Raw genomic sequence first — 23,893 nt, forward strand, 5'->3', positions numbered from 1 at the left:
AATGTGTGATGGTGAGAGTTTGGCAGCCTTCAAAGTTTAGGAGGCGGCCTGAGGCGATACTAGGCGGCACACCAGGGTGTGCAACCGGATCGTTTTCGTCACCCTTTTGACCGATACGTGAAAGGAAAAATAAGATGGATGAGCAGTTGAAACAGAGTGCCCTCGATTTTCACGAGTTCCCTGTCCCGGGCAAAATTCAGGTCTCCCCAACCAAGCCGCTGGCGACACAGCGCGATTTGGCGCTGGCCTACTCGCCGGGCGTGGCGGCCCCGTGTCTGGAAATCGAAAAAGATCCGCTGGCGGCCTATAAATACACCGCGCGCGGCAACCTTGTTGCCGTGATCTCTAACGGCACGGCGGTACTGGGGCTCGGTAACATCGGCGCGCTGGCCGGTAAGCCGGTGATGGAAGGCAAGGGGGTGCTGTTCAAGAAATTCGCCGGTATCGACGTGTTTGATATCGAGGTGGACGAGCTCGATCCTGACAAATTCATCAACGTGGTGGCCGCGCTGGAGCCAACCTTCGGCGGGATCAACCTGGAAGACATCAAAGCGCCGGAATGTTTCTATATCGAGCAGAAGCTGCGCGAGCGTATGAACATTCCCGTGTTCCATGACGACCAGCACGGTACGGCCATTATCAGCACCGCCGCCATTCTCAACGGCCTGCGCGTGGTGGAGAAAAATCTCTCCGACGTGCGCATGGTGGTCTCCGGCGCTGGCGCCGCGGCCATCGCCTGTATGAACCTGCTGGTGGCGCTGGGTATGCAGAAACACAACATTGTGGTCTGCGACTCCAAGGGCGTGATTTACAAAGATCGCGAGCCGAACATGGCGGAAACCAAAGCGGCGTATGCGGTAGAAGACGACGGCAAGCGCACGCTTGAGGACGTGATTGACGGCGCGGATATCTTCCTTGGCTGCTCGGGTCCGAAAGTGCTGACCCAGGAGATGGTGAAGAAGATGGCGCGCGCGCCGATGATCCTGGCCCTGGCGAACCCTGAGCCGGAAATTCTGCCGCCGCTGGCGAAAGCGGTGCGTGAAGACGCCATTATCTGCACCGGGCGTTCCGACTACCCGAACCAGGTGAACAACGTGCTCTGCTTCCCGTTCATCTTCCGCGGCGCGCTGGACGTCGGCGCGACGGCAATCAACGAAGAGATGAAGCTGGCCGCCGTGCACGCCATCGCGGAGCTGGCCCACGCCGAGCAGAGCGAAGTGGTTGCCTCAGCTTATGGCGATCAGGATCTGAGCTTTGGCCCGGACTACATCATTCCAAAACCGTTCGACCCGCGTCTGATTGTCAAAATTGCCCCTGCGGTGGCAAAAGCGGCGATGGATTCCGGCGTGGCGACGCGTCCGATTGAAGACTTCGACGCTTACGTCGATAAGCTCACCGAGTTTGTCTATAAAACCAACCTGTTCATGAAGCCGATCTTCTCTCAGGCGCGCGCCGACGCGAAGCGCGTGGTGCTGGCGGAAGGGGAAGAGGCGCGCGTGCTGCACGCCACCCAGGAGCTGATCACCTTAGGCCTGGCGAAACCAATCCTGATTGGTCGTCCGAGCGTGATTGAAATGCGTATCCAGAAGCTGGGCCTGCAGATTAAGCCGGGCGTCGACTTCGAGATCGTCAACAACGAATCCGATCCGCGCTTCAAAGAGTACTGGAGCGAATACTACGCGATCATGAAGCGCCGGGGGATCACCCAGGAGCAGGCGCAGAAAGCCGTCATCAGCAACACCACGGTGATCGGCGCGATCATGGTGCATCGCGGCGAGGCGGATGCGCTGATCTGCGGCACCATCGGCGATTACCACGAGCACTTTAGCGTGGTGCAGGAGATCTTCGGCTATCGCGACGGCGTCCATACCGCCGGGGCGATGAATGCCCTGCTGCTGCCGAGCGGGAACACCTTTATCGCTGACACCTACGTTAACGACGATCCGACCCCGGACGAGCTGGCGGAGATCACCGTGATGGCCGCCGAGACCGTGCGCCGCTTCGGTATCGAGCCGAAGGTGGCGCTGCTGTCGCACTCTAACTTCGGTTCGTCCAAATCAGCGGCGGCCTGCAAAATGCGTGAGACGCTGGCGCTGGTGCGCGAGCGCGCGCCGGAGCTGATGATTGACGGGGAAATGCACGGTGATGCGGCGCTGGTGGAGAGCATCCGCAACGAACGTATGCCGGACAGCCCGCTGAAGGGATCGGCAAACATCCTGATTATGCCGAATGTGGAAGCGGCGCGTATCAGCTATAACCTGCTGCGCGTCTCCAGCTCTGAAGGGGTGACCGTAGGACCGGTGCTGATGGGCGTGGCGAAGCCGGTGCATGTGTTAACGCCGATTGCCTCCGTGCGCCGTATCGTGAATATGGTGGCGCTGGCGGTGGTTGAGGCGCAGACGCAGCCGCTGTAAGCATTGTGAGTCGGGTGGCGCGTTCGCTTACCCGACCTACAGGTTGAGTAGGCCGGATAAGCGCAGCGCCATCCGGCAGTTAAACCCAGTCGCGTACTTTAAGGAACTCACTCAAGGCAGCCTCCGGGCTGCCTTCTTTTGGCTCGTAGCAGTACTCCCAGCGCACCAGCGGCGGCATCGACATCAGAATCGACTCCGTGCGCCCGCCGGTCTGCAGGCCAAACAGCGTCCCGCGATCCCATACCAGGTTGAACTCCACGTAGCGCCCGCGACGGTAGAGCTGGAACTCGCGCTCGCGCACGCCATAGCTGGTGTCTTTACGGCGTTCGACGATGGGCAGGTACGCGTCGGTATAGCCTTCGCCCACCGCGCGCATAAAGCTGAATGCGGTATCAAAATCAGGCGTGTTGAGATCGTCAAAGAACAGCCCGCCGATGCCGCGCTGCTCGTCGCGGTGCTTCAGGTAAAAGTAGTCATCGCACCACTTTTTAAATTTCGGGTAAATGTCTTCGCCAAACGGCAGGCAAAGATCCCGCGCGGTGGTGTGCCAGTGCACGGCATCCTCTTCGAAGCCGTAGTAGGGCGTCATGTCGAAACCGCCGCCAAACCACCAGACCGGATCGGCCCCCGCTTTTTCCGCAATGAAAAAGCGCACGTTGGCGTGGCTGGTCGGCACAAACGGATTGTGCGGATGCACCACCAGCGAAACGCCCATCGCTTCGAAGCTGCGGCCCGCAAGCTCGGGACGATGTGCCGTTGCAGACGCGGGCATCGCGTCGCCATGAACGTGGGAAAAATTCACGCCCGCTTGTTCGAAGATGCCGCCGTTACGCAGCACGCGGCTACGCCCGCCGCCGCCGGCTTCGCGCTGCCAGTTGTCTTCCTGAAATTCTCCGCCGTCAGCGGCGGCCAGTTTCTGGCAAATCTCATCCTGCAGCTGCAGCAGGAAGGTTTTGACCAGTTGAGCATTGGGTTTCATCAGCGTTTCCTGGAGTGCGCTTTTTGGTTATCAAACCAGTTGAAGTAACTGATAATGCCGGAGGCGATGGCGTTGGCGATCTTCTGACGAAACGCCGTAGTGCCGAGGAGTCGCTCCTCTTCCGGGTTGGTAATGAACGAGGTTTCCACCAGCACGGACGGGATAGACGGTGATTTCAACACCACAAACGCCGCCTGTTCGGTGCTCCTGCTGTGCAGGCGATGCACTGGCTTAATCTTCTTCAGGATGTGCGAGCCGAGCGTCAGGCTGTTTTTGATCGTATCCGTCTGCACGAGGTCGAACAGCACCTGCTGTAGCAGGTGGTCTTTGTCGGTGGCTTTTTTCCCGGCGACTTCATCCGCCCGGTTTTCGCGGTCGGAGAGGTATTTTGCCATGGCGCTACTGGCGCCGCGGTTGGACAGCGCAAACACCGAGGCACCGGCGGCAGACGGGTTGGTAAAGCCGTCCGCGTGAATCGACATAAACAGATCCGCCCCGTGCTGGTGGGCGATCTCTACGCGATCGTACAGCGGAATAAAGGTGTCGCCAGAGCGCGTCAGACGCGCGTCAATGCCGTTGCTGCGTAAAATCGCCCGCACATTTTTTGCAATCGCCAGCACGACGTGTTTTTCTTTCGACCCGTTTTTGCCGATGGCGCCGGTATCAATACCGCCGTGGCCCGGGTCGAGCATCACCAGGCGCTTTGCGCCCGGCTTTTTGGTTTTCGGTTTGCTGTGTCCGTTACTGGTTTTAAGCGTGCTCTCGTCTTTTGCCTGAGCCTGCTTTGCGATGCCCGTTAACGTTAAGGCCGCCAGCCCCGCTTTGAGAACCTGACGACGCGATGTGAGTGCTTTTAATGGTTTGAATGTGCTCATGCGGCCTGAATACTAAAAAATGGGGTCCTGGTGTTATATCGTATCGCGTTTAGCGTTACGACAGTCCTTATTGAGAATTGTTTTACTTTTCATTTCAATACGTGACAAAGTGACATTATGCCAAATTTTGGCGAGATTTTCCCCGGTTATTGGCTAAAGGCGTGGTTCGCGCCATAATCACTGTTTTTAAACCCGAAAAGGCGGTTAATACCATGGAGATACGCGTTTTTCGCCAGGAAGATTTCGAAGAGGTGATCACCCTTTGGGAGCGCTGCGATCTGCTGCGTCCGTGGAACGATCCGGAAATGGATATCGAACGTAAGGTGAATCACGACGTCAGTCTGTTTCTGGTTGCGGAAGTCAATGGCGAGGTTGTGGGGACGGTGATGGGCGGTTATGACGGCCATCGCGGCTCGGCCTATTATCTGGGCGTCCATCCGGAATACCGTGGTCGCGGTATTGCCAATGCGCTGCTCAACCGGCTCGAGAAGAAGCTGATCGCCCGCGGCTGTCCGAAAATCCAGATCATGGTGCGGGAAGATAACGACGTGGTGCTGGGCATGTATGAACGCCTGGGCTACGTACACGCTGACGTGCTGAATTTAGGAAAGCGTCTCATCGAAGATGAAGAGTATTGAGATCCATCCGGCAGATTATGACGCGCAGGGTCGCGTCAGGCTGCCCTTTTTATTCTGGTGCGTTCTGCTGCTTCAGGCCCGCACCTGGGTGCTGTTTGTGATGGCCGCCGCGTCGCGCGGGCAGGGCGACACGCTGCTAAATCTCTTTTATCCCGATCACGATGCCTTCTGGCTCGGCTTGCTGCCGGGCGTACCGGCGGTGGTGGCTTTCTTGTGCAGCGGTCGGCGGCACGTAATCCCGCGCTTGTGGCGCGCGCTTCGCGGGCTGCTGATCCTTGCCCAAATTGCGCTGCTCTTCTGGCAGCCGGTACTCTGGTGGTACGGTGAACCGCTGACGGGCATCGGCGTTGCGCTGGTGGTTGCCGATATCGTGGCGCTGCTGTGGCTGCTGACCAACCCACGTCTTCGCGCCTGTTTTGTGCCTCTGGATGATTAATCCGGCACTTTTTGCCGATGTCGCACTCCAACAAGCGTTGATTTAACACGTAAGGACGTTTCAATGAAATCGCTGCGTTTAGTTTTATGCGCTCTTCCGCTGGCATTGACCGGCTGTTCGACGCTCTCCTCCATTAACTGGTCTGCTGCGTATCCGTGGAACTGGTTTGGCTCATCAACGGAAGTGACCGAGCAGGGCGTGGGGAAAATTACCGCCGCGACGGCGCTGGATCAGAATGCTATTCAGGATGCGCTCAGCAGTGACTACCGCCTGCGCAGCGGCATGAAAACAGAGAATGGCAATATAGTGCGCTATTACGAGGCGCTGAAGGGCGACAAGCTGGCGCTGGCGATCAACGGTGACAAAGGCACGGTAAACCGGATCGCGGTGATGGATGAAGATATTCCGACCGCCAGCGGCGTGAAGGTCGGGACGCCGTTTAGCGATCTTTATAAGCAGGCCTTTGGCAACTGCACCAGCGTGCCATCCGACGATGAAGTGGCGGTGGAGTGTAAGGCGGAAGGCAGCCAGCACATCAGCTATGTTTTTACCGGCACCTGGAGCGGCCCGGAAGGGTTGATGCCGTCTGACGACACCCTGAAGAGCTGGAAGGTGAGCAAAATACTCTGGAAGCAGTAATTTGCGTCTGAACAAACCGCCTCGCTGAAATCCGGGTATAATACCCGCCATCAATGCCACGCTGACGTGGCATCTTTATTTCAGGAGGAGCGATGTCTCAGGTTCAGAGTGGCATTTTGCCAGAACATTGCCGCGCGGCGATTTGGATTGAAGCCAATGTCAAAGGGGACGTGGATGCCCTGCGTGCGGCCAGCAAAGCGTTTATTGATAAACTGGCGACCTTCCAGGCCAAATTCCCGGAAGCCCACCTCGGCGCCGTTGTTGCGTTTGGCAATAACGTCTGGCGTCAGCTGAGCAGCGGTGAAGGGGCAGAAGAGCTGAAGGACTTCATTCCTTACGGCAAAGGCCTGGCACCTGCGACCCAGTACGACGTGCTGATCCATATCCTTTCTCTGCGTCACGACGTGAACTTCTCGGTTGCGCAGGCGGCGGTGGCGGCCTTTGGCGACAGCATCGAGGTGCAGGAAGAGGTTCACGGTTTCCGCTGGGTAGAAGAGCGCGATCTGAGCGGCTTTGTCGACGGAACGGAAAACCCGGCGGGTGAAGAGACGCGTCGTGAAGTCGCGGTAATCAAAGACGGTGTGGACGCGGGCGGAAGCTACGTGTTCGTGCAGCGCTGGGAGCATAACCTCAAGCAGCTTAACCGCATGAGCGTGCATGACCAGGAGATGATGATTGGCCGCACCAAAGAAGCTAACGAAGAGATCGACGGCGATGACCGTCCGGTCACCTCGCACCTGACCCGCGTTGACCTCAAGGAAGACGGCAAAGGGCTGAAGATTGTCCGCCAGAGCCTGCCGTACGGCACCGCAAGCGGTACGCACGGCCTCTACTTCTGCGCCTACTGCGCGCGCCTGCATAACATTGAACAGCAGCTGCTGAGCATGTTCGGCGATACCGACGGCAAGCGCGACGCCATGCTGCGCTTCACCAAACCGGTCACCGGCGGCTACTACTTCGCGCCGTCCGTCGAGCGTCTGCTGGCGCTGTAACCCGCTCTCCCTACGTAGGCCGGGTAAGCGTTAGCGTCACCCGGCAATTTTCCCCGCGCCCCTTATTCCCTTTTCTGCTTCTAAATCACCAAACGGTATATAAAACCGTTACTCCTTTCATCCCCGTTATAAATATTATGACTATAAGATAGTCATCACATTTATAAGGGTGCGCAATGGCCGTTACCGTACTGAAAAAAGGAACTCTGGCGCTGGCAGGTTTACTGCTGGTGGCACAGGCGCAGGCGACTGAACTGTTGAACAGTTCGTATGACGTCTCCCGCGAGCTGTTTGCCGCCCTTAATCCCCCGTTCGAACAGCAGTGGGCGAAAGACAATAACGGCGACAAGCTGACCATCAAGCAGTCTCACGCCGGGTCGTCCAAGCAGGCGCTGGCCATCCTTCAGGGGCTGAAAGCGGATGTGGTGACCTACAACCAGGTGACTGACGTGCAGATCCTGCACGACAAAGGCAAGCTCATCCCGGCGGACTGGCAGAGCCGTCTGCCGAACAACAGCTCGCCGTTCTACTCCACCATGGGCTTCCTGGTGCGTAAGGGCAATCCGAAGAATATCCACGACTGGAGCGATCTGGTGCGTTCCGACGTGAAGCTGATCTTCCCGAACCCAAAAACCTCCGGTAACGCGCGTTACACCTATTTAGCGGCGTGGGGCGCGGCGGACAAGGCTGACGGCAACGATAAAGCCAAAACCGAGCAGTTCATGACCCAGTTCCTGAAAAACGTCGAAGTGTTCGATACCGGCGGCCGCGGGGCGACCACGACCTTCGCAGAGCGCGGCCTGGGCGATGTGCTGATCAGCTTTGAGTCGGAAGTGAACAACATCCGCAAGCAGTATGAAGCGCAGGGCTTTGAGGTGGTTATCCCGAAAACCAACATTCTGGCCGAGTTCCCGGTCGCATGGGTGGATAAAAACGTGCAGGCGAACGGTACCGAGAAAGCGGCAAAAGCCTATCTTAACTACCTGTACAGCCCTCAGGCGCAGACCATCATTACCGATTACTACTACCGCGTAAACAATCCGGACGTGATGAACAAGCTGAAAGATAAGTTCCCGCAGACCGCGCTGTTCCGCGTGGAAGATCATTTCGGCTCCTGGCCAGACGTGATGAAAACGCATTTTGCCAGCGGCGGTGAGTTAGACAAACTGCTGGCGGCGGGGCATAAGTAATGTTTGCAGTCTCGACCAAACGCGTGCTGCCGGGCTTTACCCTAAGCCTCGGAACCAGCCTGCTGTTCGTCTGCCTGATTCTGCTGTTGCCGCTCAGCGCGCTGGTGATGCAGCTTGCGCAGATGAGCTGGGCGCAGTACTGGGACGTGATCACCAACCCGCAGGTGGTGGCGGCCTATAAGGTGACGCTGCTGTCGGCGTTTGTCGCCTCCATTTTTAACGGCGTGTTCGGCCTGCTGATGGCGTGGATCCTGACCCGCTATCGCTTCCCGGGCCGCACGCTGCTTGACGCCCTGATGGATCTGCCGTTTGCGCTGCCGACGGCGGTCGCGGGCTTAACCCTCGCGTCGCTCTTCTCCGTGAACGGGCTGTACGGCGAGTGGCTGGCGAAATTTGACATCAAGGTGACCTATACCTGGCTCGGTATCGCGGTGGCGATGGCCTTTACCAGCATCCCGTTTGTGGTGCGTACCGTGCAGCCGGTGCTGGAAGAGTTAGGTCCGGAATACGAAGAAGCGGCGGAAACGCTGGGCGCCACGCGCTGGCAGAGCTTCCGCAAAGTGGTGCTGCCGGAGCTGTCTCCGGCGCTGATAGCGGGCGTCGCGCTGTCGTTTACCCGCAGCCTCGGCGAGTTCGGTGCGGTGATTTTTATCGCCGGGAACATCGCCTGGAAAACGGAAGTGACCTCGCTGATGATTTTCATTCGCCTGCAGGAGTTTGATTATCCGGCGGCGAGCGCGATCGCTTCGGTGATCCTCGCGGCCTCGCTGCTGCTGCTGTACTCGATTAACACTCTGCAAAGTCGCTTTGGTCGACGTGTGGTAGGTCACTGATGGCGGAAGTTACGCAATTGAAGCGATACGATGCGCCCCGCATCAACTGGGGTAAATGGTTTCTGATTGGGGCGGGCGTGCTGGTTTCCGCCCTCATTCTCGTCGTGCCGACGATTTATATCTTCGTTCAGGCGTTCAGCAAGGGCCTGATGCCCGCGCTGGAAAATCTGGCGAACCCGGATATGCTGCACGCCATCTGGCTGACCGTGCTGATTGCCCTGATCACCGTTCCGGTGAACCTGGTGTTCGGTACCCTGCTGGCGTGGCTGGTGACGCGCTTTAATTTCCCGGGACGTCAGCTGCTGCTGACCCTGCTGGATATTCCCTTCGCCGTATCGCCGGTGGTGGCGGGTCTGGTGTATCTGCTCTTTTACGGCTCCAACGGCCCGCTGGGCGGCTGGCTGGATGCACATAACCTGCAGATCATGTTCGCCTGGCCGGGTATGGTGCTGGTCACCATCTTCGTGACCTGTCCGTTTGTGGTGCGCGAGCTGGTGCCGGTGATGTTAAGCCAGGGGAGCAACGAAGACGAAGCGGCGGTGCTGCTGGGTGCGTCGGGCTGGCAGATGTTCCGCCGCGTGACCCTGCCGAACATCCGCTGGGCGCTGCTTTATGGCGTGGTGCTGACCAATGCCCGCGCGATTGGTGAATTCGGTGCCGTTTCCGTCGTCTCTGGCTCCATTCGGGGTGAAACGCTGTCGCTGCCGCTGCAGATTGAACTCCTGCAGCAGGACTACAACACCATTGGCGCCTTTACTGCCGCAGCGTTGCTGACGCTGATGGCGATTTTGACCCTGTTTTTGAAGAGTGTGGTGCAGTGGCGTTTAGAAAATCAGGAAAAACGTCAGCATCAGGAGGGAAATCATGAGCATTGAGATTGCCAATATTAAGAAGTCTTTTGGTCGCACCCAGGTGCTGAATGATATCTCGCTGGATATCCCTTCCGGACAAATGGTGGCGCTGCTGGGGCCGTCTGGCTCGGGCAAAACCACGCTGTTGCGCATTATCGCCGGGCTTGAGCACCAGACCAGCGGGCACATCCGCTTCCACGGCACCGACGTGAGCCGCCTGCACGCCCGCGATCGTAAGGTGGGCTTTGTGTTTCAGCATTACGCGCTGTTCCGCCACATGACCGTGTTCGACAACATTGCGTTTGGCCTGACCGTGCTGCCGCGTCGTGAGCGCCCGGATGCGGCAACCATTAAGGCGAAAGTGACCAAACTGCTGGAGATGGTGCAGCTGGCGCATCTGGCGGACCGTTTCCCGGCCCAGCTGTCCGGCGGGCAGAAACAGCGCGTTGCGCTGGCGCGCGCGCTGGCCGTTGAGCCGCAAATTCTGCTGCTGGACGAACCCTTCGGCGCGCTGGATGCGCAGGTGCGTAAAGAGCTGCGCCGCTGGCTGCGTCAGCTGCATGAAGAGCTGAAATTCACCAGCGTCTTCGTGACCCACGACCAGGAAGAGGCGATGGAAGTCGCGGATCGCGTGGTGGTCATGAGCCAGGGCAACATTGAGCAGGTTGACGAGCCGGAGCAGCTCTGGCGTGAACCGGCGACCCGCTTCGTGCTGGAGTTTATGGGCGAGGTGAACCGCCTGCAGGGCACCATTCGCGGCGGTCAGTTCCACGTTGGCGCGCACCGCTGGCCGCTGGGCTATACCTCCGCGCACCAGGGCCCGGTCGATCTGTTCCTGCGTCCGTGGGAAGTGGACGTGAGCCGTCGAACCAGTCTGGACTCACCGCTGCCGGTACAGGTGCTGGAAGCGAGCCCTAAAGGGCATTACACCCAACTGGTGGTTCAGCCGCTGGGCTGGTACACCGAGCCGCTGACCGTGGTCATGCGCGACGACGTCCCGCCGCATCGGGGAGAGCGCCTGTTTGTCGGTCTTCAGCATGCCCGTATTTATCACGGCAAGGAACGCATCGAGACGCGCGAGGATATTGCTCTGGCGGAGTCAGCCTGATAGGTTATTAGGATGTTTATCGCCCGGTGGCGCTGCGCTGACCGGGCCTACAGCTAAAACTGCGTCTTGTAGGCCGGGATCGCTGCGCGCAACCCGGCTTTTTTATTGAGTAAAAATCGTGAAAACACTCGAACACACCATCGGCAATACCCCTCTGGTCAAACTTCAGCGCATGGGGCCGGATAACGGCAGCGAAATCTGGGTCAAACTCGAAGGCAATAACCCGGCGGGGTCGGTGAAAGACCGGGCCGCACTGTCGATGATCGTCCAGGCTGAAAAGCGCGGCGAGATTAAGCCGGGCGACGTGCTGATCGAAGCCACCAGCGGCAACACCGGTATCGCCCTGGCGATGATTGCGGCGCTGAAAGGCTATCGCATGAAGCTGCTGATGCCGGACAACATGAGTCAGGAGCGTCGCGCCGCGATGCGTGCCTACGGAGCCGAGCTGATTCTGGTGACCAAAGAGCAGGGGATGGAAGGCGCGCGCGACCTGGCGTTAGAAATGGCCGAGCGCGGCGAAGGTAAACTGCTCGATCAGTTTAACAACCCGGACAACCCTTACGCGCACTACACCACCACCGGCCCGGAAATCTGGCAGCAAACCGACGGACGCATCACCCATTTTGTCTCCAGCATGGGCACCACCGGCACCATTACCGGCGTGTCGCGTTTTCTGCGCGAGCAGGCGAAAACCGTCACCATCGTTGGCCTGCAGCCGGAAGAGGGGAGCAGCATTCCGGGCATCCGCCGCTGGCCGGCGGAGTATATGCCCGGCATTTTTAATGCACAGCTTGTGGACCAGGTGCTGGATCTTCACCAGCGCGAGGCGGAAAATACCATGCGTGAGCTGGCCGTGCGCGAAGGCATCTTCTGCGGCGTCAGCTCGGGCGGCGCGGTAGCGGGTGCGATTCGGGTGGCGCAGGCAAACCCGGGTGCAGTAGTGGTGGCGATTATTTGCGATCGCGGCGATCGCTATCTCTCTACCGGCGTCTTTGGTGAAGAGAGTTATTCGCAGGGGGCGGGGATTTAAGCGTCATGGAGATGATTCTATTCCGGGATAATACCCGGGCGCAGCAAACCGATATTGTCGCCGTGCAGTCGCAGGTGGTGTACGGCAGCGTGGGGAACAGCATTGCGGTACCGAATATTCGTACCCACAGGCTGAACGTTACCGCCGTGCCGACGGTACTGTTCAGCAACACGCCGCACTATGACACCTTCTACGGCGGCGTGATCCCCGACGAGTGGTTCAGCGGCTACCTGAAGGCGCTGGAAGAGCGCGAGATCCTGCGCGAGCTTAAGGCGGTCACCACCGGCTATATGGGCAGCGCCAGCCAGATCGTCCTACTGGCGCAGTGGTTGAAGGCGGTCAAAGCGCAGCATCCTGACCTGCTGGTGCTGGTCGATCCGGTTATCGGCGATATCGACAGCGGGATGTACGTGAAGCCTGAGATCCCCGAAGCGTATCGGGAGCACCTGCTGCCGCTGGCGCAGGGGATCACGCCCAATGTCTACGAGCTGGAAGTGTTAAGCGGCAAGCCGTGCCGCACGCCGGAAAGCGCCATCGCGGCGGCACAGGGACTGCTCTCAGACAGCCTGAAATGGGTGGCGATCACCAGTGCGCCGGTTGCCGACGATCCGCAAAACATCCACGTGGTGCTGGTCTCACGCGAGGGCGTCACCGTCAGCGCGCATCCGCGCGTAGAAACCGATCTGAAAGGGACGGGCGACCTGTTCTGTTCAGAGCTGGTGAGCGGCATTGTTGAGGGGAAAACCGTTGCCGATGCCATTCGCATGGCCGGCGATCGGGTGACTGACGTGATGCTGTATACCCAGTCGAAAGGCTACGACGAGCTTATCCTCCCGGCATAAACAAAAATGGCGCCCGAAGGCGCCATTTTTCTGTGCGGCAAGAATTACTTCTTGATGCGGATAACCGGGGTTTCACCCACGGTGACGCTGCCAGACAGTTTGATCAGTTCTTTGATTTCGTCCATGTTGGAGATAACAACCGGCGTCAGGGTAGACTTGGCTTTTTCTTCCAGCAGTGGCAGATCGAATTCAATCACCGGGTCGCCAACTTTCACACGCTGGCCTTCTTCCGCGATACGTTTGAAGCCTTCGCCTTTCAGTTCAACGGTGTCGATACCGAAGTGAACGAACAGTTCGATACCGCTATCAGATTCGATAGAGAACGCATGGTTGGTTTCAAAAATTTTACCGATGGTGCCGTCAACTGGAGCAACCATTTTGTTGCCAGTTGGTTTGATAGCAATGCCATCACCAACGATTTTCTCAGCAAACACTACATCCGGCACGTCTTCGATGTTGACGATCTCGCCGGAGAGCGGAGCAACAATCTCAATAGTTCCGGAGTCTTTCTTATCATCAGAAACCAGAGATTTCAGTTTATCGAACAAACCCATGATCTTCTCCTAAGCAGTAATTTGGGCCGCATCTCGTGGATTAGCAGATTGTTTTTTCTTCAATGAACTTGTTAACCAGCGTCATTAACTCGTCCGTTGTCGGTTGAGCAAGAGCCTGCTCTGCTAACACCTTCGCATCTTCGAAGTTCGTGTTACGGATAATCTTCTTAATGCGCGGGATGGAAATGGCGCTCATAGAGAATTCGTCCAGACCCATACCCAGCAACAGAAGTGTAGCACGTTCGTCGCCTGCAAGCTCACCACACATGCCAGTCCATTTACCTTCTGCATGAGAAGCATCAATAACTTGCTTGATCAAGTTCAGTACGGACGGTGACATTGGCTGGTAGAGATGTGAAATCATATCATTACCACGGTCAACTGCCAGGGTGTACTGCGTTAAATCATTGGTGCCGATACTAAAGAAATCAACTTCTTTGGCTAAATGACGCGCAATGGTCGCCGCCGCAGGTGTTTCCACCATCACGCCGATCTCGATTGACTCGTCAAATGCTTTACCTTCGTCGCGCAGTTCCTGTTTGTAGATTTCGATCTCTTTCTTCAGTGCACGCACTTCTTCAACAGAGATGATCATTGGGAACATGATGCGCAGCTTACCGAACGCGGAGGCACGCAGGATTGCGCGAACCTGGTCACGCAGGATCTCTTTACGATCCATCGCAATACGCACGGCACGCCAGCCCAGGAACGGGTTCTCTTCTTTCGGGAAGTTCATGTACGGCAGCTCTTTGTCGCCACCGATGTCCATGGTACGGACGATAACCGCCTGAGAGCCACAGGCTTCAGCAACGGCTTTATACGCAGCAAACTGCTCTTCTTCCGTTGGCAGCGCGTCGCGGTCCATGAACAGGAATTCTGTACGATAGAGACCAACACCTTCCGCACCGTTGCGCTCAGCGCCATCAACGTCGCGGACGGTACCGATGTTTGCGCACACTTCTACCTGATGGCCGTCCAGAGTGATGGCTGGCAGGTCTTTCAGCTTAGCGAGTTCCGCTTTTTCAGTCGCAACCTGCTCCTGAACCGCGCGCAGTTTTTCGATCTCTTCGTTAGTTGGGTTGACGTAAACCAGATTGTTTACGGCATCCAGAATCAGATAATCGCCGTTTTTCACCTGAGAGGTGACGCTACCGGTACCCACGATGGCAGGCAGTTCCAGAGAACGCGCCATGATAGAGGTGTGGGAGGTACGGCCGCCCGCATCGGTGATGAAACCGAGGACCTTTTTCAGGTTCAGCTGTGCGGTTTCAGACGGTGTGAGGTCAGCGGCAACCAGGATCACTTCATCCTGAATGGCGCTCAGGTCGATAATGGCCAGACCCAGGATGTTGCGCAGCAGGCGCTTACCGATGTCACGTACGTCAGCCGCACGCTCTTTCAGGTATTCATCATCCAGTTCTTCCAGGGCAGTTGCCTGACCTTCGATAACTTCATGCGCAGCCGCGTCGGCCGTCATGCCTTTATCTTTAATCAGGGCTATGATTTCCTGCTCCAGCTCCTCATCTTCGAGCAGCATGATGTGCCCTTCGAAGATGGCTTCTTTTTCTTCACCGAAAGTTTCGCCAGCTTTAGTTTTGATTGCTTCCAGTTGCGCAGATGCCTTGGCACGACCGCTCAGAAAACGTTCAACTTCCTGATCAACCTTGTCGGCAGAAATTTTTTTCCGGTCAATGACGATCTCGTCTTCTTTCAGCAGCAGTGCTTTGCCGAAAGCGATACCCGGGGATGCTAAAATGCCTGAAATCATAACCCTACCTTACTTGTGACTGATATTTAAAAGAACCCGGAAACTTACTCGAGCTCAGCCATCAGTTTTACCAGATGCTCAACTGCTTTCTGCTCGTCTTCACCTTCCGCAGAGATGGTGACTACGGTGCCCTGAGTCAGGCCCAGAGTCTGCAGTTTGAACAGGCTTTTTGCGCTGGCGCTTTTGCCGTTGGAAGTCACAGTGATTTCAGAAGTGAAGCCTTTCGCTTCTTTAACAAACTGAGCAGCAGGGCGGGTGTGCAGACCGTTCGGAGCGGTAATGGTAACTTCTTGCTGGAACATTGTATTTCCCCAACTTATAGGTTTAGTGTTGTGGAACTAAAGTCTAGCCTGGCGACTGAACTTTAGCCTGTATTGTTAGCGCTGACGTTTCGATCGTCATTAAACATTATGCAGCGAAAGCAAGACTTGAACCAAATCATAAAATCGATTCAGCAAGGCTATTTCGTTCGCTGATTAATTTCACGCATCAAAATAATTGCTGGTTTAAATACCAGACCCAACGGGGTGAAGCAATGCCAGGAGGGGCAAAAGTTTGAAGCAGGCCACAAAAAAGCACCTGAAAAGGTGCTTTTTTACGCGTTATTAACATAGTGGCACTACTGTTGCAGCTCTTTTTCAGTGAACAGATCGGCAAACAGTGCGGTGCTCAAGTAACGCTCACCCGAGGAAGGAAGGATAACCACAATATTCTTATTGGTAAAGGCCTCATCTTCCTGAAGTTTAAGCGCTGCCGCAACGGCCGCACCGGAAGAGATACCTGCCAGAATGCCTTCTTCATCCATCAGGCGGCGCGCGGTAGAGATGGCTTCTTCGTTCGTGATAGTGACCACTTTATCAATCAGCTTCAGATCCAGGTTACCCGGAATGAAGCCTGCGCCAATCCCCTGAATTTTGTGCGGGCCGGGTTTGAGCTCTTCCCCCGCCAGCGCCTGGGTGATAACCGGTGAGTCAGTCGGCTCAACGGCAACGGTAATCAGGTCTTTTTTACCCTTCGTGCCTTTAATATAGCGTGACACGCCGGTCAGCGTACCGCCGGTACCCACGCCGGAGATAAAGACGTCAACCTGGCCGTCAGTATCTTCCCAGATTTCCGGGCCGGTGGTCTTCTCGTGAATTTCCGGGTTTGCCGGGTTGCTGAACTGCTGCAGCAGCAGGTATTTCGCCGGATCGCTGGCCACAATCTCTTCGGCTTTCTGAATGGCACCTTTCATGCCCTTCGCGCCTTCGGTCAGCACCAGGTTCGCGCCCAGCGCTTTAAGCAGCTTACGACGCTCGATGCTCATGGTTTCAGGCATGGTCAGCGTCAGCTTGTAGCCGCGCGCGGCAGCAACATAGGCCAGAGCGATCCCGGTATTGCCGCTGGTGGGTTCCACCAGCTCAACGCCCGGCTTCAGTACGCCACGTTTTTCAGCATCCCAAATCATGTTTGCACCGATACGGCATTTTACGCTGAAGCTCGGGTTACGTGATTCGACCTTCGCCAGGATGCGTCCATTACCGATACGGTTCAGTCGAACCAGGGGCGTATGACCGATAGTCAGCGAGTTGTCTTCATAAATCTTACTCATGGCCTGTCCTTAACTGTATGAAATTGGGATACCGACCCAGCATACCTGCTAAGCAGGTTGGGGGAAGTAAGGAATTCGCATATCTATATACTGCAAGGAAATAATGGGGATCAGTATGGAATAAGGGGCGGCATAAGCCACCCCTGCTTTACACATTTTTGCATTATTTCCATAACGCGTGCTTAGCACGGTAGCAGTCGACCCACATGGCGGTCGCGCCGCAAACGGCAACCGGCATGATGAACAGATTCAGGAACGGAATCATAGTGAACAGGCTGGTCAGCGCGCCAAACTGCATATTGGCGATCTTCTGGCTGCGCAGGGCGGTGCGCATCTCTTTAAACGGCACCTTGTGGTTATCGAACGGATAGTCGCAGTACTGGATGGCCAGCATCCAGGCGCTGAACAGGAACCACAGCACCGGTGCCACCGTCTGGCCAATGCCGGGCACAAAATAGAGGATAAGCAGCACAACCGCGCGGGGCAGGTACCAGGCAAACTTCTGCCATTCACGCTTCATAATGCGAGGGAGGTCTTTCATGATCCCCACGATGCCCGTGTCCGGCGGTGTTGCGCCGGTAAGGCGCGCTTCCAGCTGTTCCGCCAGCAAACCGTTAAACGGCGCGGCTATCCAGTTGGCAATCGTCGAGAAGAAGTAGCCAAATACCAGCAAAACGGAGATCACCGCCACCGGCCAGAGCAGGTAGTTAAGCCACTGCAGCCAGTCCGGCACGTAGCTCATCAGCGATGGGATCCAGCTTTCCAGTTTTGTGAACAGCCACCAGAACGCGCCGCCCATCAGAATAATGTTGATCAACAGCGGCAGAATGACGAAGCGTCGGATACCCGGCAGTGAGACCAGTTTCCAGCCCTGAGAAAAATACCAGACGCCGCTGCGCGGGGGAGAAGAAGATGTTGAAACCATAGCCAGGCTGTACTCCTTTTTACACAACCAGTGGAATTGCCCGCCTATATTATCCACTTACGGACCAATGACCAGTTCGGAAATGTTCGAAAAACCAGCAAAAAGCACGATTTCCTTCATCTTTATGCTGTGAATGCTCTGCACACACTTGCACTTGACGTAAACGGCAAATACTCTTAGTGAGTAAATGTTTGCCGTGGTGGCAAGGTGTTAGAACAACAGAGAATATAATGATGCAGGATTTGCGTCTGATATTAATCATTGTTGGCGCGATCGCCATAATCGCTTTACTGGTACATGGTTTCTGGACCAGCCGTAAAGAGCGTTCCTCGATGTTTCGCGATCGCCCACTGAAGCGCATGAAGTCCAGTCGTGACGACGATGACAGTGAAGATGACATCGATGGAAGCGACGATGACGGCGTGGGTGAAGTTCGTGTTCATCGGGTCAATACTGCGCCCGGCGTAGGCCATGGGGAGCATGAAGCACCTCGTCCTTCGCAGCACCAGTATCAACCGCCGTATGCTTCTGCACAGCCGCGCCAGCCAGCGCCACAGCCTGTGGAAGAACCGGTGCGCCAGCCGCCGCAACAGCCTGTGTATCAGCAGCCTGCTGCGCCACAGCCGGTTCAACAACAACCCGTGCAGCAGCCTGTGCAACAGCAGCCTGCGCAACCGGTACATCAACCGCAGCAGCCTGTTCATGTTCAACCTGCGCCGCAGCCCGCTCCGGCCCCGCACGTTGAGCCTGAGCCCGTTGTAGAGCCAGAGCCGGTTGTTGAAAAACCGCAGCGTAAAGAAGCGGTGATCATCATGAACGTGGCCGCCCATCACGGCAGCCATCTGAACGGTGACGTACTGCTGAACAGTATTCAACAAGCCGGCTTCAAGTTTGGTGATATGAATATCTTCCATCGTCACCTGAGCCCGGACGGTAGCGGCCCGGCGCTATTTAGCCTGGCCAATATGGTTAACCCTGGCACATTCGACCCAGAAATGACGGGCGATTTCGTGACGCCGGGTGTCACTATCTTTATGCAGGTGCCGTCCTACGGCGACGAGCTGCAGAACTTTAAGCTGATGCTGCAATCCGCTCAGCACATCGCTGACGAAGTGGGTGGTGTGGTGCTCGACGATCAGCGTCGCATGATGACCCCGCAGAAGCTGCGCGAGTATCAGGACCGCATCCGCGAAGTTAAGGAAGCCAACGCGTAACCGACGCGTTATCTTCAACTCCTCCTCAACCCCCGCATGTCGGGGGTTTTTTCTCATTGATGGTGTGATATGGACTCAATCGAACAACAACTCACTGAACTGCGAACCACGCTTCGCCATCATGAATATCTCTATCATGTTATGGACGCGCCGGAAGTCCCGGATGCGGAGTATGACCGCCTGATGCGCGAGCTGCGCGAATTAGAGGCGCAGCATCCTGAACTCATTACACCGGATTCCCCCACCCAGCGCGTCGGCGCTGAGCCGCTGGGCGCTTTCAGCCAGGTGCGTCATGAAGTACCGATGCTGTCGCTGGATAACGTGTTCGATGAAGAGAGCTTTCTCGCGTTTAACAAGCGCGTGCAGGATCGCCTGAAAAGCAGCGACGCTCTCACCTGGTGCTGCGAACTGAAGCTGGATGGCCTGGCGGTCAGTCTTCTCTATGAAAACGGCGTGCTGGTGCGTGCCGCGACGCGTGGCGACGGTACGACGGGCGAAGACATCACCACCAACGTGCGTACCATCCGCGCGATCCCGCTGAAGCTGCAGGGTGACAATATTCCTGCACGTCTGGAAGTGCGCGGCGAGGTGTTTCTGCCCCAGGCGGGCTTCGAGAAAATTAACGAAGAGGCACGTCGCACCGGCGGCAAGGTGTTTGCTAACCCGCGTAACGCGGCGGCGGGCTCGCTGCGCCAGCTTGATCCGCGCATCACCGCGAAGCGACCGCTTACGTTCTTCTGCTACGGCGTCGGTATTCTGGAGGGCGGCGAGCTGCCGGATACCCATCTCGGGCGTCTGCTGCAGTTTAAGGCGTGGGGCCTGCCGGTGAGCAACCGCGTTCAGCTCTGCGACTCGCCGGAAGCGGTGCTGGCGTTCTACCACAAGGTAGAAGCGGACCGTCCGACGCTCGGCTTTGATATTGATGGCGTGGTCATCAAGGTGAACTCGCTGGCGCTGCAGGAGCAGCTGGGCTTTGTGGCGCGCGCGCCGCGCTGGGCGGTGGCGTTTAAGTTCCCGGCTCAGGAGCAGATGACCTTCGTCCGCGACGTGGAGTTCCAGGTGGGACGTACGGGGGCCATTACCCCGGTCGCTCGTCTGGAGCCCGTACAGGTGGCCGGCGTGCTGGTGAGTAACGCCACGCTGCATAACGCAGATGAAATCGACCGCCTGGGCCTGCGTATTGGTGACAAAGTGGTAATTCGCCGCGCGGGGGACGTGATCCCGCAGGTGGTTAACGTCGTGGAGTCAGAACGTCCTGACGATACGCGCGAGGTTGTCTTCCCGACCCATTGTCCGGTGTGCGGCTCGGACGTTGAGCGCGTAGAAGGTGAAGCAGTGGCCCGCTGTACGGGCGGCTTAATCTGTGGCGCACAGCGTAAAGAGTCACTGAAGCACTTTGTCTCCCGTCGCGCAATGGACGTTGACGGCATGGGCGACAAGATTATCGATCAGCTGGTTGAGAAAGAGTACGTCCACACGCCAGCGGATCTCTTCAGGCTGACCGCAGGTAAACTAACCGGTCTGGATCGCATGGGGCCAAAGTCAGCCCAGAACGTGGTTAACGCCCTGGAAGCGGCTAAAGAGACCACCTTCGCCCGTTTCCTTTATGCGCTCGGCATTCGTGAAGTGGGTGAAGCGACGGCAGCAGGGCTGGCGGCGTACTTTGGTACGCTGGAGGCGCTGGAAAAGGCAAGCATTGAGGAGCTACAGAAAGTTCCGGATGTCGGCATCGTCGTCGCCACGCACGTCTTTAACTTCTTTGCTGAAGAGAGCAACCGTGAGGTCATCGGCCAACTGCTGGCAGAGGGCATCAAATGGCCTGCGCCGGTCGTCGTCAATGCCGAAGAGATCGACAGCCCGTTCGCCGGTAAAACGGTAGTGCTGACCGGCAGCCTGAGCCAGCTATCCCGTGATGATGCAAAGGCACGTCTGGTGGCGCTGGGAGCCAAAGTGGCGGGCAGCGTGTCGAAGAAAACCGACCTGGTGATCGCCGGGGAGGCCGCCGGTTCCAAGCTGGCGAAAGCCCAGGAGCTGGGGATTGAGGTTATCGACGAAGCGGAAATGATGCGTCTGTTAGGAGAGTAACGTGGAGAAAGAGCAGCTCGTTGAGATCGCCAATACGGAGATGCTGTTCGGTAAATACAAGGGCCGCAGGCTGATTGATTTGCCGGAGGAGTATCTGCTGTGGTTTGCCCGTAAGGATGAATTCCCGGCAGGGCGACTGGGCGAGCTGATGGCTATCACGTTACTGATCAAAACCGAGGGGCTGACCCAGCTGGTGCAGCCCCTGAAACGTCCTTAAGCCTTCGCGGCGCGGGTCCCTTCCTGCGCCAGTTTTTCCGTCTGGCGCTTGTAGCGACGCGCCAGCACCGCGCAGACCATCAACTGGATCTGATGGAAAATCATTAGCGGCAGCACCATCATTCCAATCACCGAGGTCGGGAACAGAATGTTGGCCATCGGGATACCGTTTGCCAGGCTTTTCTTCGAACCGCAGAACACAATCGTAATTTCATCCGCTTTGTTGAAGCCGCACTTGCGTGCCACAAAGACGTTTACTGCAATGACAATTGCCAGCAGGATGAGGCTGACCACCACGATAAAGAGCAGCGAACCGGCGCCCACCTTATGCCAGATCCCGTTCACGACCGCTTCGCTGAAGGCGGAATAGACCACCAGCAGGATCGACGACTGGTCGGTTTTTGAAATCCATTTCTTGTGCTTTGCCACAAATGCGCCCGTCCACGGACGCGAGAGATGCCCCAGCACAAACGGCAGCAGCAGCTGCAAACAGATTTTGCCGACCTGCTCAAGGTTACCTTCCGCGCCGTGCATGTTCATTAGCAGGCCCACCAGCAGCGGCGAGACGAAAATCCCCAGCAGGCTGGATGCCGATGCCGAGCAGACGGCGGCCGCAACGTTCCCTCCCGCCAGAGAGGTAAAGGCAATGGCGGATTGCACGGTAGCCGGAAGAATGCAGAGATACAGAAAACCGGTATAGAGTGCCGGGTCGACGTTAACCGGTGCCCACCAGGCAAACAGCACGCCGAGGATCGGGAAGAGAATGAACGTGCTGCACATTACCCAGAGATGCAGCCGCCAGTGGCTCCCCCCTGCGATAATCGCTTCACGGGACAGCTTCGCGCCGTGCATAAAAAACAGCAGTGCAATGGCGGCCGTCGTCAGCCCTTCAAAGAACGGAACGAACCCGCCGCGAGCGGGAAAGAACGAGGCCAGTAAAACGGTAACGACCAGGGTGAGCGTAAACGGATCAACAATACGAAATAGTTTCATAATGACTCCTGAAAACAGATGTCGCTATTGTGCTTTTTTCCATTTGAGAAATAAAATTGATTTATTGCATCCATTCATGAATTAAACAGATGAATTATTCCTTACGCCAGCTCCGCATTTTCGTTACCGTCGCCAATGCCCGCAGCTTTAGCCGGGCAGGGGAGATGATTGGCCTGAGCCAGTCGGCGGTCAGCCACAGCGTGAAAGAACTGGAAAATCAGACCGGCGTCCGGTTGCTTGACCGCACCACGCGCGAAGTGGTGTTGACCGAAGCCGGGCAGCAGCTTGCTCTGCGCCTTGAACGGCTGCTGGATGAGCTGAACAGCACGCTCAGAGACGTGGGGAGGCTGGGGCAGCAGCTTTCGGGTACCGTGCGGGTCGCGGCCAGCCAGACGATATCTGCACACCTTATCCCGCAGTGTATTGCCGAGGGGAACCATCGCTACCCGGACATTGACTTTGTCCTGCATGACCGGCCACAGCAGTGGGTACTGGAGAGCATCCGCCAGGGGGATGTCGATTTTGGTATTGTTATCGATCCCGGCCAGGTGAGCGATCTGGAGTGCGAAAGCGTACTTTCGGAGCCCTTTTTGCTGCTCTGCCGTGACGACGATCCGCTGGCCGCGTTGCCTGACGTCAGGTGGCAGTCACTTCAGGGCGCAAACCTGGTTTTACAAGATTATGCCTCGGGCAGCCGCCCGCTGATTGATTCCGCACTGATGAATCAGGGGGTAAAGGCAGCGATCGTGCAGGAGATTGGTCACCCGGCAACGCTGTTTCCCATGGTGGAAGCCGGGATCGGCATCAGCGTGTTGCCCGCCCTGGCGCTTCCCCTGCCTCAGGGAAGTCGACTGGCCGTGAAGCGGTTGACGCCCGTTGTCGAACGAAAGCTAATGCTGGTGCGGCGAAAAAATCGTTCACTCTCGGGGGCGGCGCAGGCTATCTGGGAAGTGGTGCGTATCCAGGCACAGCGATTGACCGAGGCCCGCATACGCGATCCACTGTTTAACGCTTCAGAAGATTAGATGTAGATATCAATCTGATTATTGTCTGTTGGGCTATTCACACCTTCCACTTTGCCCAATTTTTGATCCTGCTTTTTCTGGGCCTCTTCGGCCTGCTGGCGCTGCAGTGCGGCGAGCTGCGCCTGAAGCACTTTGATCTGGGTCTGAATCAGTTCCTGCTGCTTTTTCTTATCTTCCGTGCTGCCGGGACTGTTCGCCAGCTCGTTTAACTGCTGAGTCAGCTTTTGGATTTTGTCGAGAATGCGGGTGATTTGCGCAGAGATATCGTTACCGCCAGAAGCCCCATTCCCGCCACTGCTGGTTTGAATAGATTGGGTTGATGCCTGAATGGTCGTCATACTTTTTCCTCGCGTTATAAAACAGAGGTATCGGCACCGACGGGATTAGCTTGAGGAAAATGCGGCAGGTTCACATTTTTTATATCGCAGATAGCAAAAAAGCGCCTTTAGGGCGCTTTTTTACATTGGTGGGTCGTGCAGGATTCGAACCTGCGACCAATTGATTAAAAGTCAACTGCTCTACCAACTGAGCTAACGACCCGAAATGGTGGGCGATGACGGGCTCGAACCGCCGACCCCCTCCGTGTAAAGGAGATGCTCTACCAACTGAGCTAATCGCCCAATCTCAATTCTTATCTACACTGCGAGTCTACCGAAGTAGATGGTGGGTGATGACGGGCTCGAACCGCCGACCCC

24 protein-coding genes and 3 tRNA genes (1 of these 27 cut by a window edge) are annotated in these 23,893 nt (G+C 56.9%); 15 read left to right on the top strand and 12 right to left on the bottom strand.

All coding sequences use genetic code 11. From position 1 onward, the window contains the following. Positions 1-134: 134 nt before the first annotated feature. On the top strand, positions 135-2,414 hold the full coding sequence (gene maeB / locus HMPREF3143_RS14470; protein ID WP_045406103.1) for an NADP-dependent oxaloacetate-decarboxylating malate dehydrogenase: 2,280 nt from the start codon (positions 135-137) through the stop codon (positions 2,412-2,414). Positions 2,415-2,493: 79 nt separating this feature from the next. Here the strand turns inward: maeB and hemF are convergent, their stop codons facing one another. Then, positions 2,494-3,393 (bottom strand): oxygen-dependent coproporphyrinogen oxidase, encoded by a 900-nt coding sequence (gene hemF, locus HMPREF3143_RS14475; protein WP_023344644.1) that lies wholly within the window; start codon positions 3,391-3,393, stop codon positions 2,494-2,496. Then, the gene (amiA, locus tag HMPREF3143_RS14480) at positions 3,393-4,268 is read right to left on the bottom strand and encodes an N-acetylmuramoyl-L-alanine amidase AmiA (protein ID WP_008501615.1); all 876 of its coding nucleotides are present in this window, start codon (positions 4,266-4,268) and stop codon (positions 3,393-3,395) included. The genes hemF and amiA overlap by 1 nt, the downstream gene beginning before the upstream one ends. A gap of 212 nt (positions 4,269-4,480) precedes the next feature. On the opposite strand from amiA, the gene HMPREF3143_RS14485 reads away from it, so the two are divergent. From HMPREF3143_RS14485 to pdxK, 10 genes are all read left to right on the top strand, one after another. Further along, on the top strand, positions 4,481-4,906 hold the full coding sequence (locus HMPREF3143_RS14485) for a GNAT family acetyltransferase (protein ID WP_008501614.1): 426 nt from the start codon (positions 4,481-4,483) through the stop codon (positions 4,904-4,906). Continuing rightward, positions 4,893-5,342 carry a DUF2919 domain-containing protein gene (locus HMPREF3143_RS14490; protein ID WP_070533482.1) on the top strand — a complete coding sequence of 150 codons (450 nt, stop codon included), beginning with the start codon at positions 4,893-4,895 and terminating at the stop codon, positions 5,340-5,342. The genes HMPREF3143_RS14485 and HMPREF3143_RS14490 overlap by 14 nt, the downstream gene beginning before the upstream one ends. 63 nt (positions 5,343-5,405) lie before the next feature. Further along, entirely contained in the window at positions 5,406-5,981 is a 576-nt protein-coding gene (locus tag HMPREF3143_RS14495) for an RpoE-regulated lipoprotein (RefSeq protein ID WP_021241797.1), read from the top strand. A gap of 92 nt (positions 5,982-6,073) precedes the next feature. Further along, the gene (locus tag HMPREF3143_RS14500; protein ID WP_070533484.1) at positions 6,074-6,973 is read left to right on the top strand and encodes a Dyp-type peroxidase; all 900 of its coding nucleotides are present in this window, start codon (positions 6,074-6,076) and stop codon (positions 6,971-6,973) included. 176 nt (positions 6,974-7,149) lie between these two features. Beyond that, positions 7,150-8,163 carry a sulfate ABC transporter substrate-binding protein gene (locus HMPREF3143_RS14505; protein ID WP_023344640.1) on the top strand — a complete coding sequence of 338 codons (1,014 nt, stop codon included), beginning with the start codon at positions 7,150-7,152 and terminating at the stop codon, positions 8,161-8,163. Further along, a complete protein-coding gene (gene cysT, locus HMPREF3143_RS14510; RefSeq protein WP_070533486.1) occupies positions 8,163-8,996 on the top strand; it encodes a sulfate/thiosulfate ABC transporter permease CysT in 834 nt (277 codons plus the stop codon). The genes HMPREF3143_RS14505 and cysT overlap by 1 nt, the downstream gene beginning before the upstream one ends. Continuing rightward, positions 8,996-9,871, top strand: a complete 876-nt coding sequence (gene cysW, locus HMPREF3143_RS14515; RefSeq protein WP_008501608.1) for a sulfate/thiosulfate ABC transporter permease CysW — start codon at positions 8,996-8,998, stop codon at positions 9,869-9,871. The genes cysT and cysW overlap by 1 nt, the downstream gene beginning before the upstream one ends. Further along, complete coding sequence (gene cysA, locus HMPREF3143_RS14520; protein WP_008501607.1) at positions 9,861-10,955, top strand: sulfate/thiosulfate ABC transporter ATP-binding protein CysA; 1,095 nt, start codon at positions 9,861-9,863, stop codon at positions 10,953-10,955. Before cysW ends, cysA begins: the two co-directional genes overlap by 11 nt. 118 nt (positions 10,956-11,073) lie before the next feature. Continuing rightward, entirely contained in the window at positions 11,074-11,985 is a 912-nt protein-coding gene (gene cysM, locus HMPREF3143_RS14525; protein ID WP_032675291.1) for a cysteine synthase CysM, read from the top strand. Between the two features lie 5 nt (positions 11,986-11,990). After that, positions 11,991-12,827, top strand: a complete 837-nt coding sequence (pdxK, locus tag HMPREF3143_RS14530) for a pyridoxine/pyridoxal/pyridoxamine kinase (protein ID WP_008501605.1) — start codon at positions 11,991-11,993, stop codon at positions 12,825-12,827. Positions 12,828-12,871: 44 nt separating this feature from the next. Here pdxK and crr read toward each other — a convergent pair whose 3' ends face one another. From crr to cysZ, 5 genes are all read right to left on the bottom strand, one after another. Continuing rightward, on the bottom strand, positions 12,872-13,381 hold the full coding sequence (crr, locus tag HMPREF3143_RS14535; protein ID WP_003861316.1) for a PTS glucose transporter subunit IIA: 510 nt from the start codon (positions 13,379-13,381) through the stop codon (positions 12,872-12,874). Positions 13,382-13,421: 40 nt separating this feature from the next. Then, positions 13,422-15,149 carry a phosphoenolpyruvate-protein phosphotransferase PtsI gene (gene ptsI, locus HMPREF3143_RS14540; RefSeq protein ID WP_008501604.1) on the bottom strand — a complete coding sequence of 576 codons (1,728 nt, stop codon included), beginning with the start codon at positions 15,147-15,149 and terminating at the stop codon, positions 13,422-13,424. A 44-nt stretch (positions 15,150-15,193) separates the two neighbouring features. After that, the gene (ptsH, locus tag HMPREF3143_RS14545) at positions 15,194-15,451 is read right to left on the bottom strand and encodes a phosphocarrier protein Hpr (protein ID WP_000487600.1); all 258 of its coding nucleotides are present in this window, start codon (positions 15,449-15,451) and stop codon (positions 15,194-15,196) included. A 317-nt stretch (positions 15,452-15,768) separates the two neighbouring features. Further along, positions 15,769-16,740: a cysteine synthase A gene (gene cysK / locus HMPREF3143_RS14550; protein WP_014884739.1), complete on the bottom strand. Its 972-nt coding sequence runs from the start codon at positions 16,738-16,740 to the stop codon at positions 15,769-15,771. A 163-nt stretch (positions 16,741-16,903) separates the two neighbouring features. Continuing rightward, a complete protein-coding gene (gene cysZ / locus HMPREF3143_RS14555; protein WP_021241792.1) occupies positions 16,904-17,665 on the bottom strand; it encodes a sulfate transporter CysZ in 762 nt (253 codons plus the stop codon). Positions 17,666-17,895: 230 nt separating this feature from the next. Here cysZ and zipA point away from each other — a divergent pair, with 230 nt between their 5' ends. The 3 genes from zipA to HMPREF3143_RS14570 all read left to right on the top strand — a co-directional run bounded on the left by zipA (position 17,896) and on the right by HMPREF3143_RS14570 (position 21,181). Beyond that, complete coding sequence (gene zipA / locus HMPREF3143_RS14560; RefSeq protein ID WP_021241791.1) at positions 17,896-18,879, top strand: cell division protein ZipA; 984 nt, start codon at positions 17,896-17,898, stop codon at positions 18,877-18,879. A gap of 69 nt (positions 18,880-18,948) precedes the next feature. Further along, positions 18,949-20,964: an NAD-dependent DNA ligase LigA gene (ligA, locus tag HMPREF3143_RS14565; RefSeq protein ID WP_032663110.1), complete on the top strand. Its 2,016-nt coding sequence runs from the start codon at positions 18,949-18,951 to the stop codon at positions 20,962-20,964. A 1-nt stretch (position 20,965) separates the two neighbouring features. Continuing rightward, entirely contained in the window at positions 20,966-21,181 is a 216-nt protein-coding gene (locus HMPREF3143_RS14570; RefSeq protein WP_045335284.1) for a DUF3820 family protein, read from the top strand. On the opposite strand, the gene HMPREF3143_RS14575 is transcribed toward HMPREF3143_RS14570, so the two are convergent. Next, a complete protein-coding gene (locus tag HMPREF3143_RS14575; RefSeq protein ID WP_008501598.1) occupies positions 21,178-22,173 on the bottom strand; it encodes a bile acid:sodium symporter family protein in 996 nt (331 codons plus the stop codon). The two genes, HMPREF3143_RS14570 and HMPREF3143_RS14575, sit on opposite strands and share 4 nt — an antisense overlap. An 89-nt stretch (positions 22,174-22,262) precedes the next feature. Between HMPREF3143_RS14575 and HMPREF3143_RS14580 the strand changes: the two genes are divergently transcribed. Next, positions 22,263-23,198, top strand: a complete 936-nt coding sequence (locus tag HMPREF3143_RS14580; RefSeq protein ID WP_023294241.1) for a LysR family transcriptional regulator — start codon at positions 22,263-22,265, stop codon at positions 23,196-23,198. On the opposite strand, the gene HMPREF3143_RS14585 is transcribed toward HMPREF3143_RS14580, so the two are convergent. The 4 genes from HMPREF3143_RS14585 to HMPREF3143_RS14600 all read right to left on the bottom strand — a co-directional run. Further along, positions 23,195-23,536 carry a FlxA-like family protein gene (locus HMPREF3143_RS14585; RefSeq protein WP_023294240.1) on the bottom strand — a complete coding sequence of 114 codons (342 nt, stop codon included), beginning with the start codon at positions 23,534-23,536 and terminating at the stop codon, positions 23,195-23,197. The two genes, HMPREF3143_RS14580 and HMPREF3143_RS14585, sit on opposite strands and share 4 nt — an antisense overlap. 126 nt (positions 23,537-23,662) lie before the next feature. After that, a tRNA-Lys gene (locus HMPREF3143_RS14590) sits at positions 23,663-23,738 on the bottom strand. A 4-nt stretch (positions 23,739-23,742) separates the two neighbouring features. Then, positions 23,743-23,818 (bottom strand) — tRNA-Val (locus HMPREF3143_RS14595). Between the two features lie 41 nt (positions 23,819-23,859). Continuing rightward, positions 23,860-23,893: transfer RNA gene (locus HMPREF3143_RS14600), tRNA-OTHER, on the bottom strand (it continues 54 nt past the right edge of the window).

It is taken from the genome of Enterobacter sp. HMSC16D10 (assembly GCF_001807145.1).
Taxonomy (GTDB): Bacteria; Pseudomonadota; Gammaproteobacteria; order Enterobacterales; family Enterobacteriaceae; genus Enterobacter; species Enterobacter roggenkampii.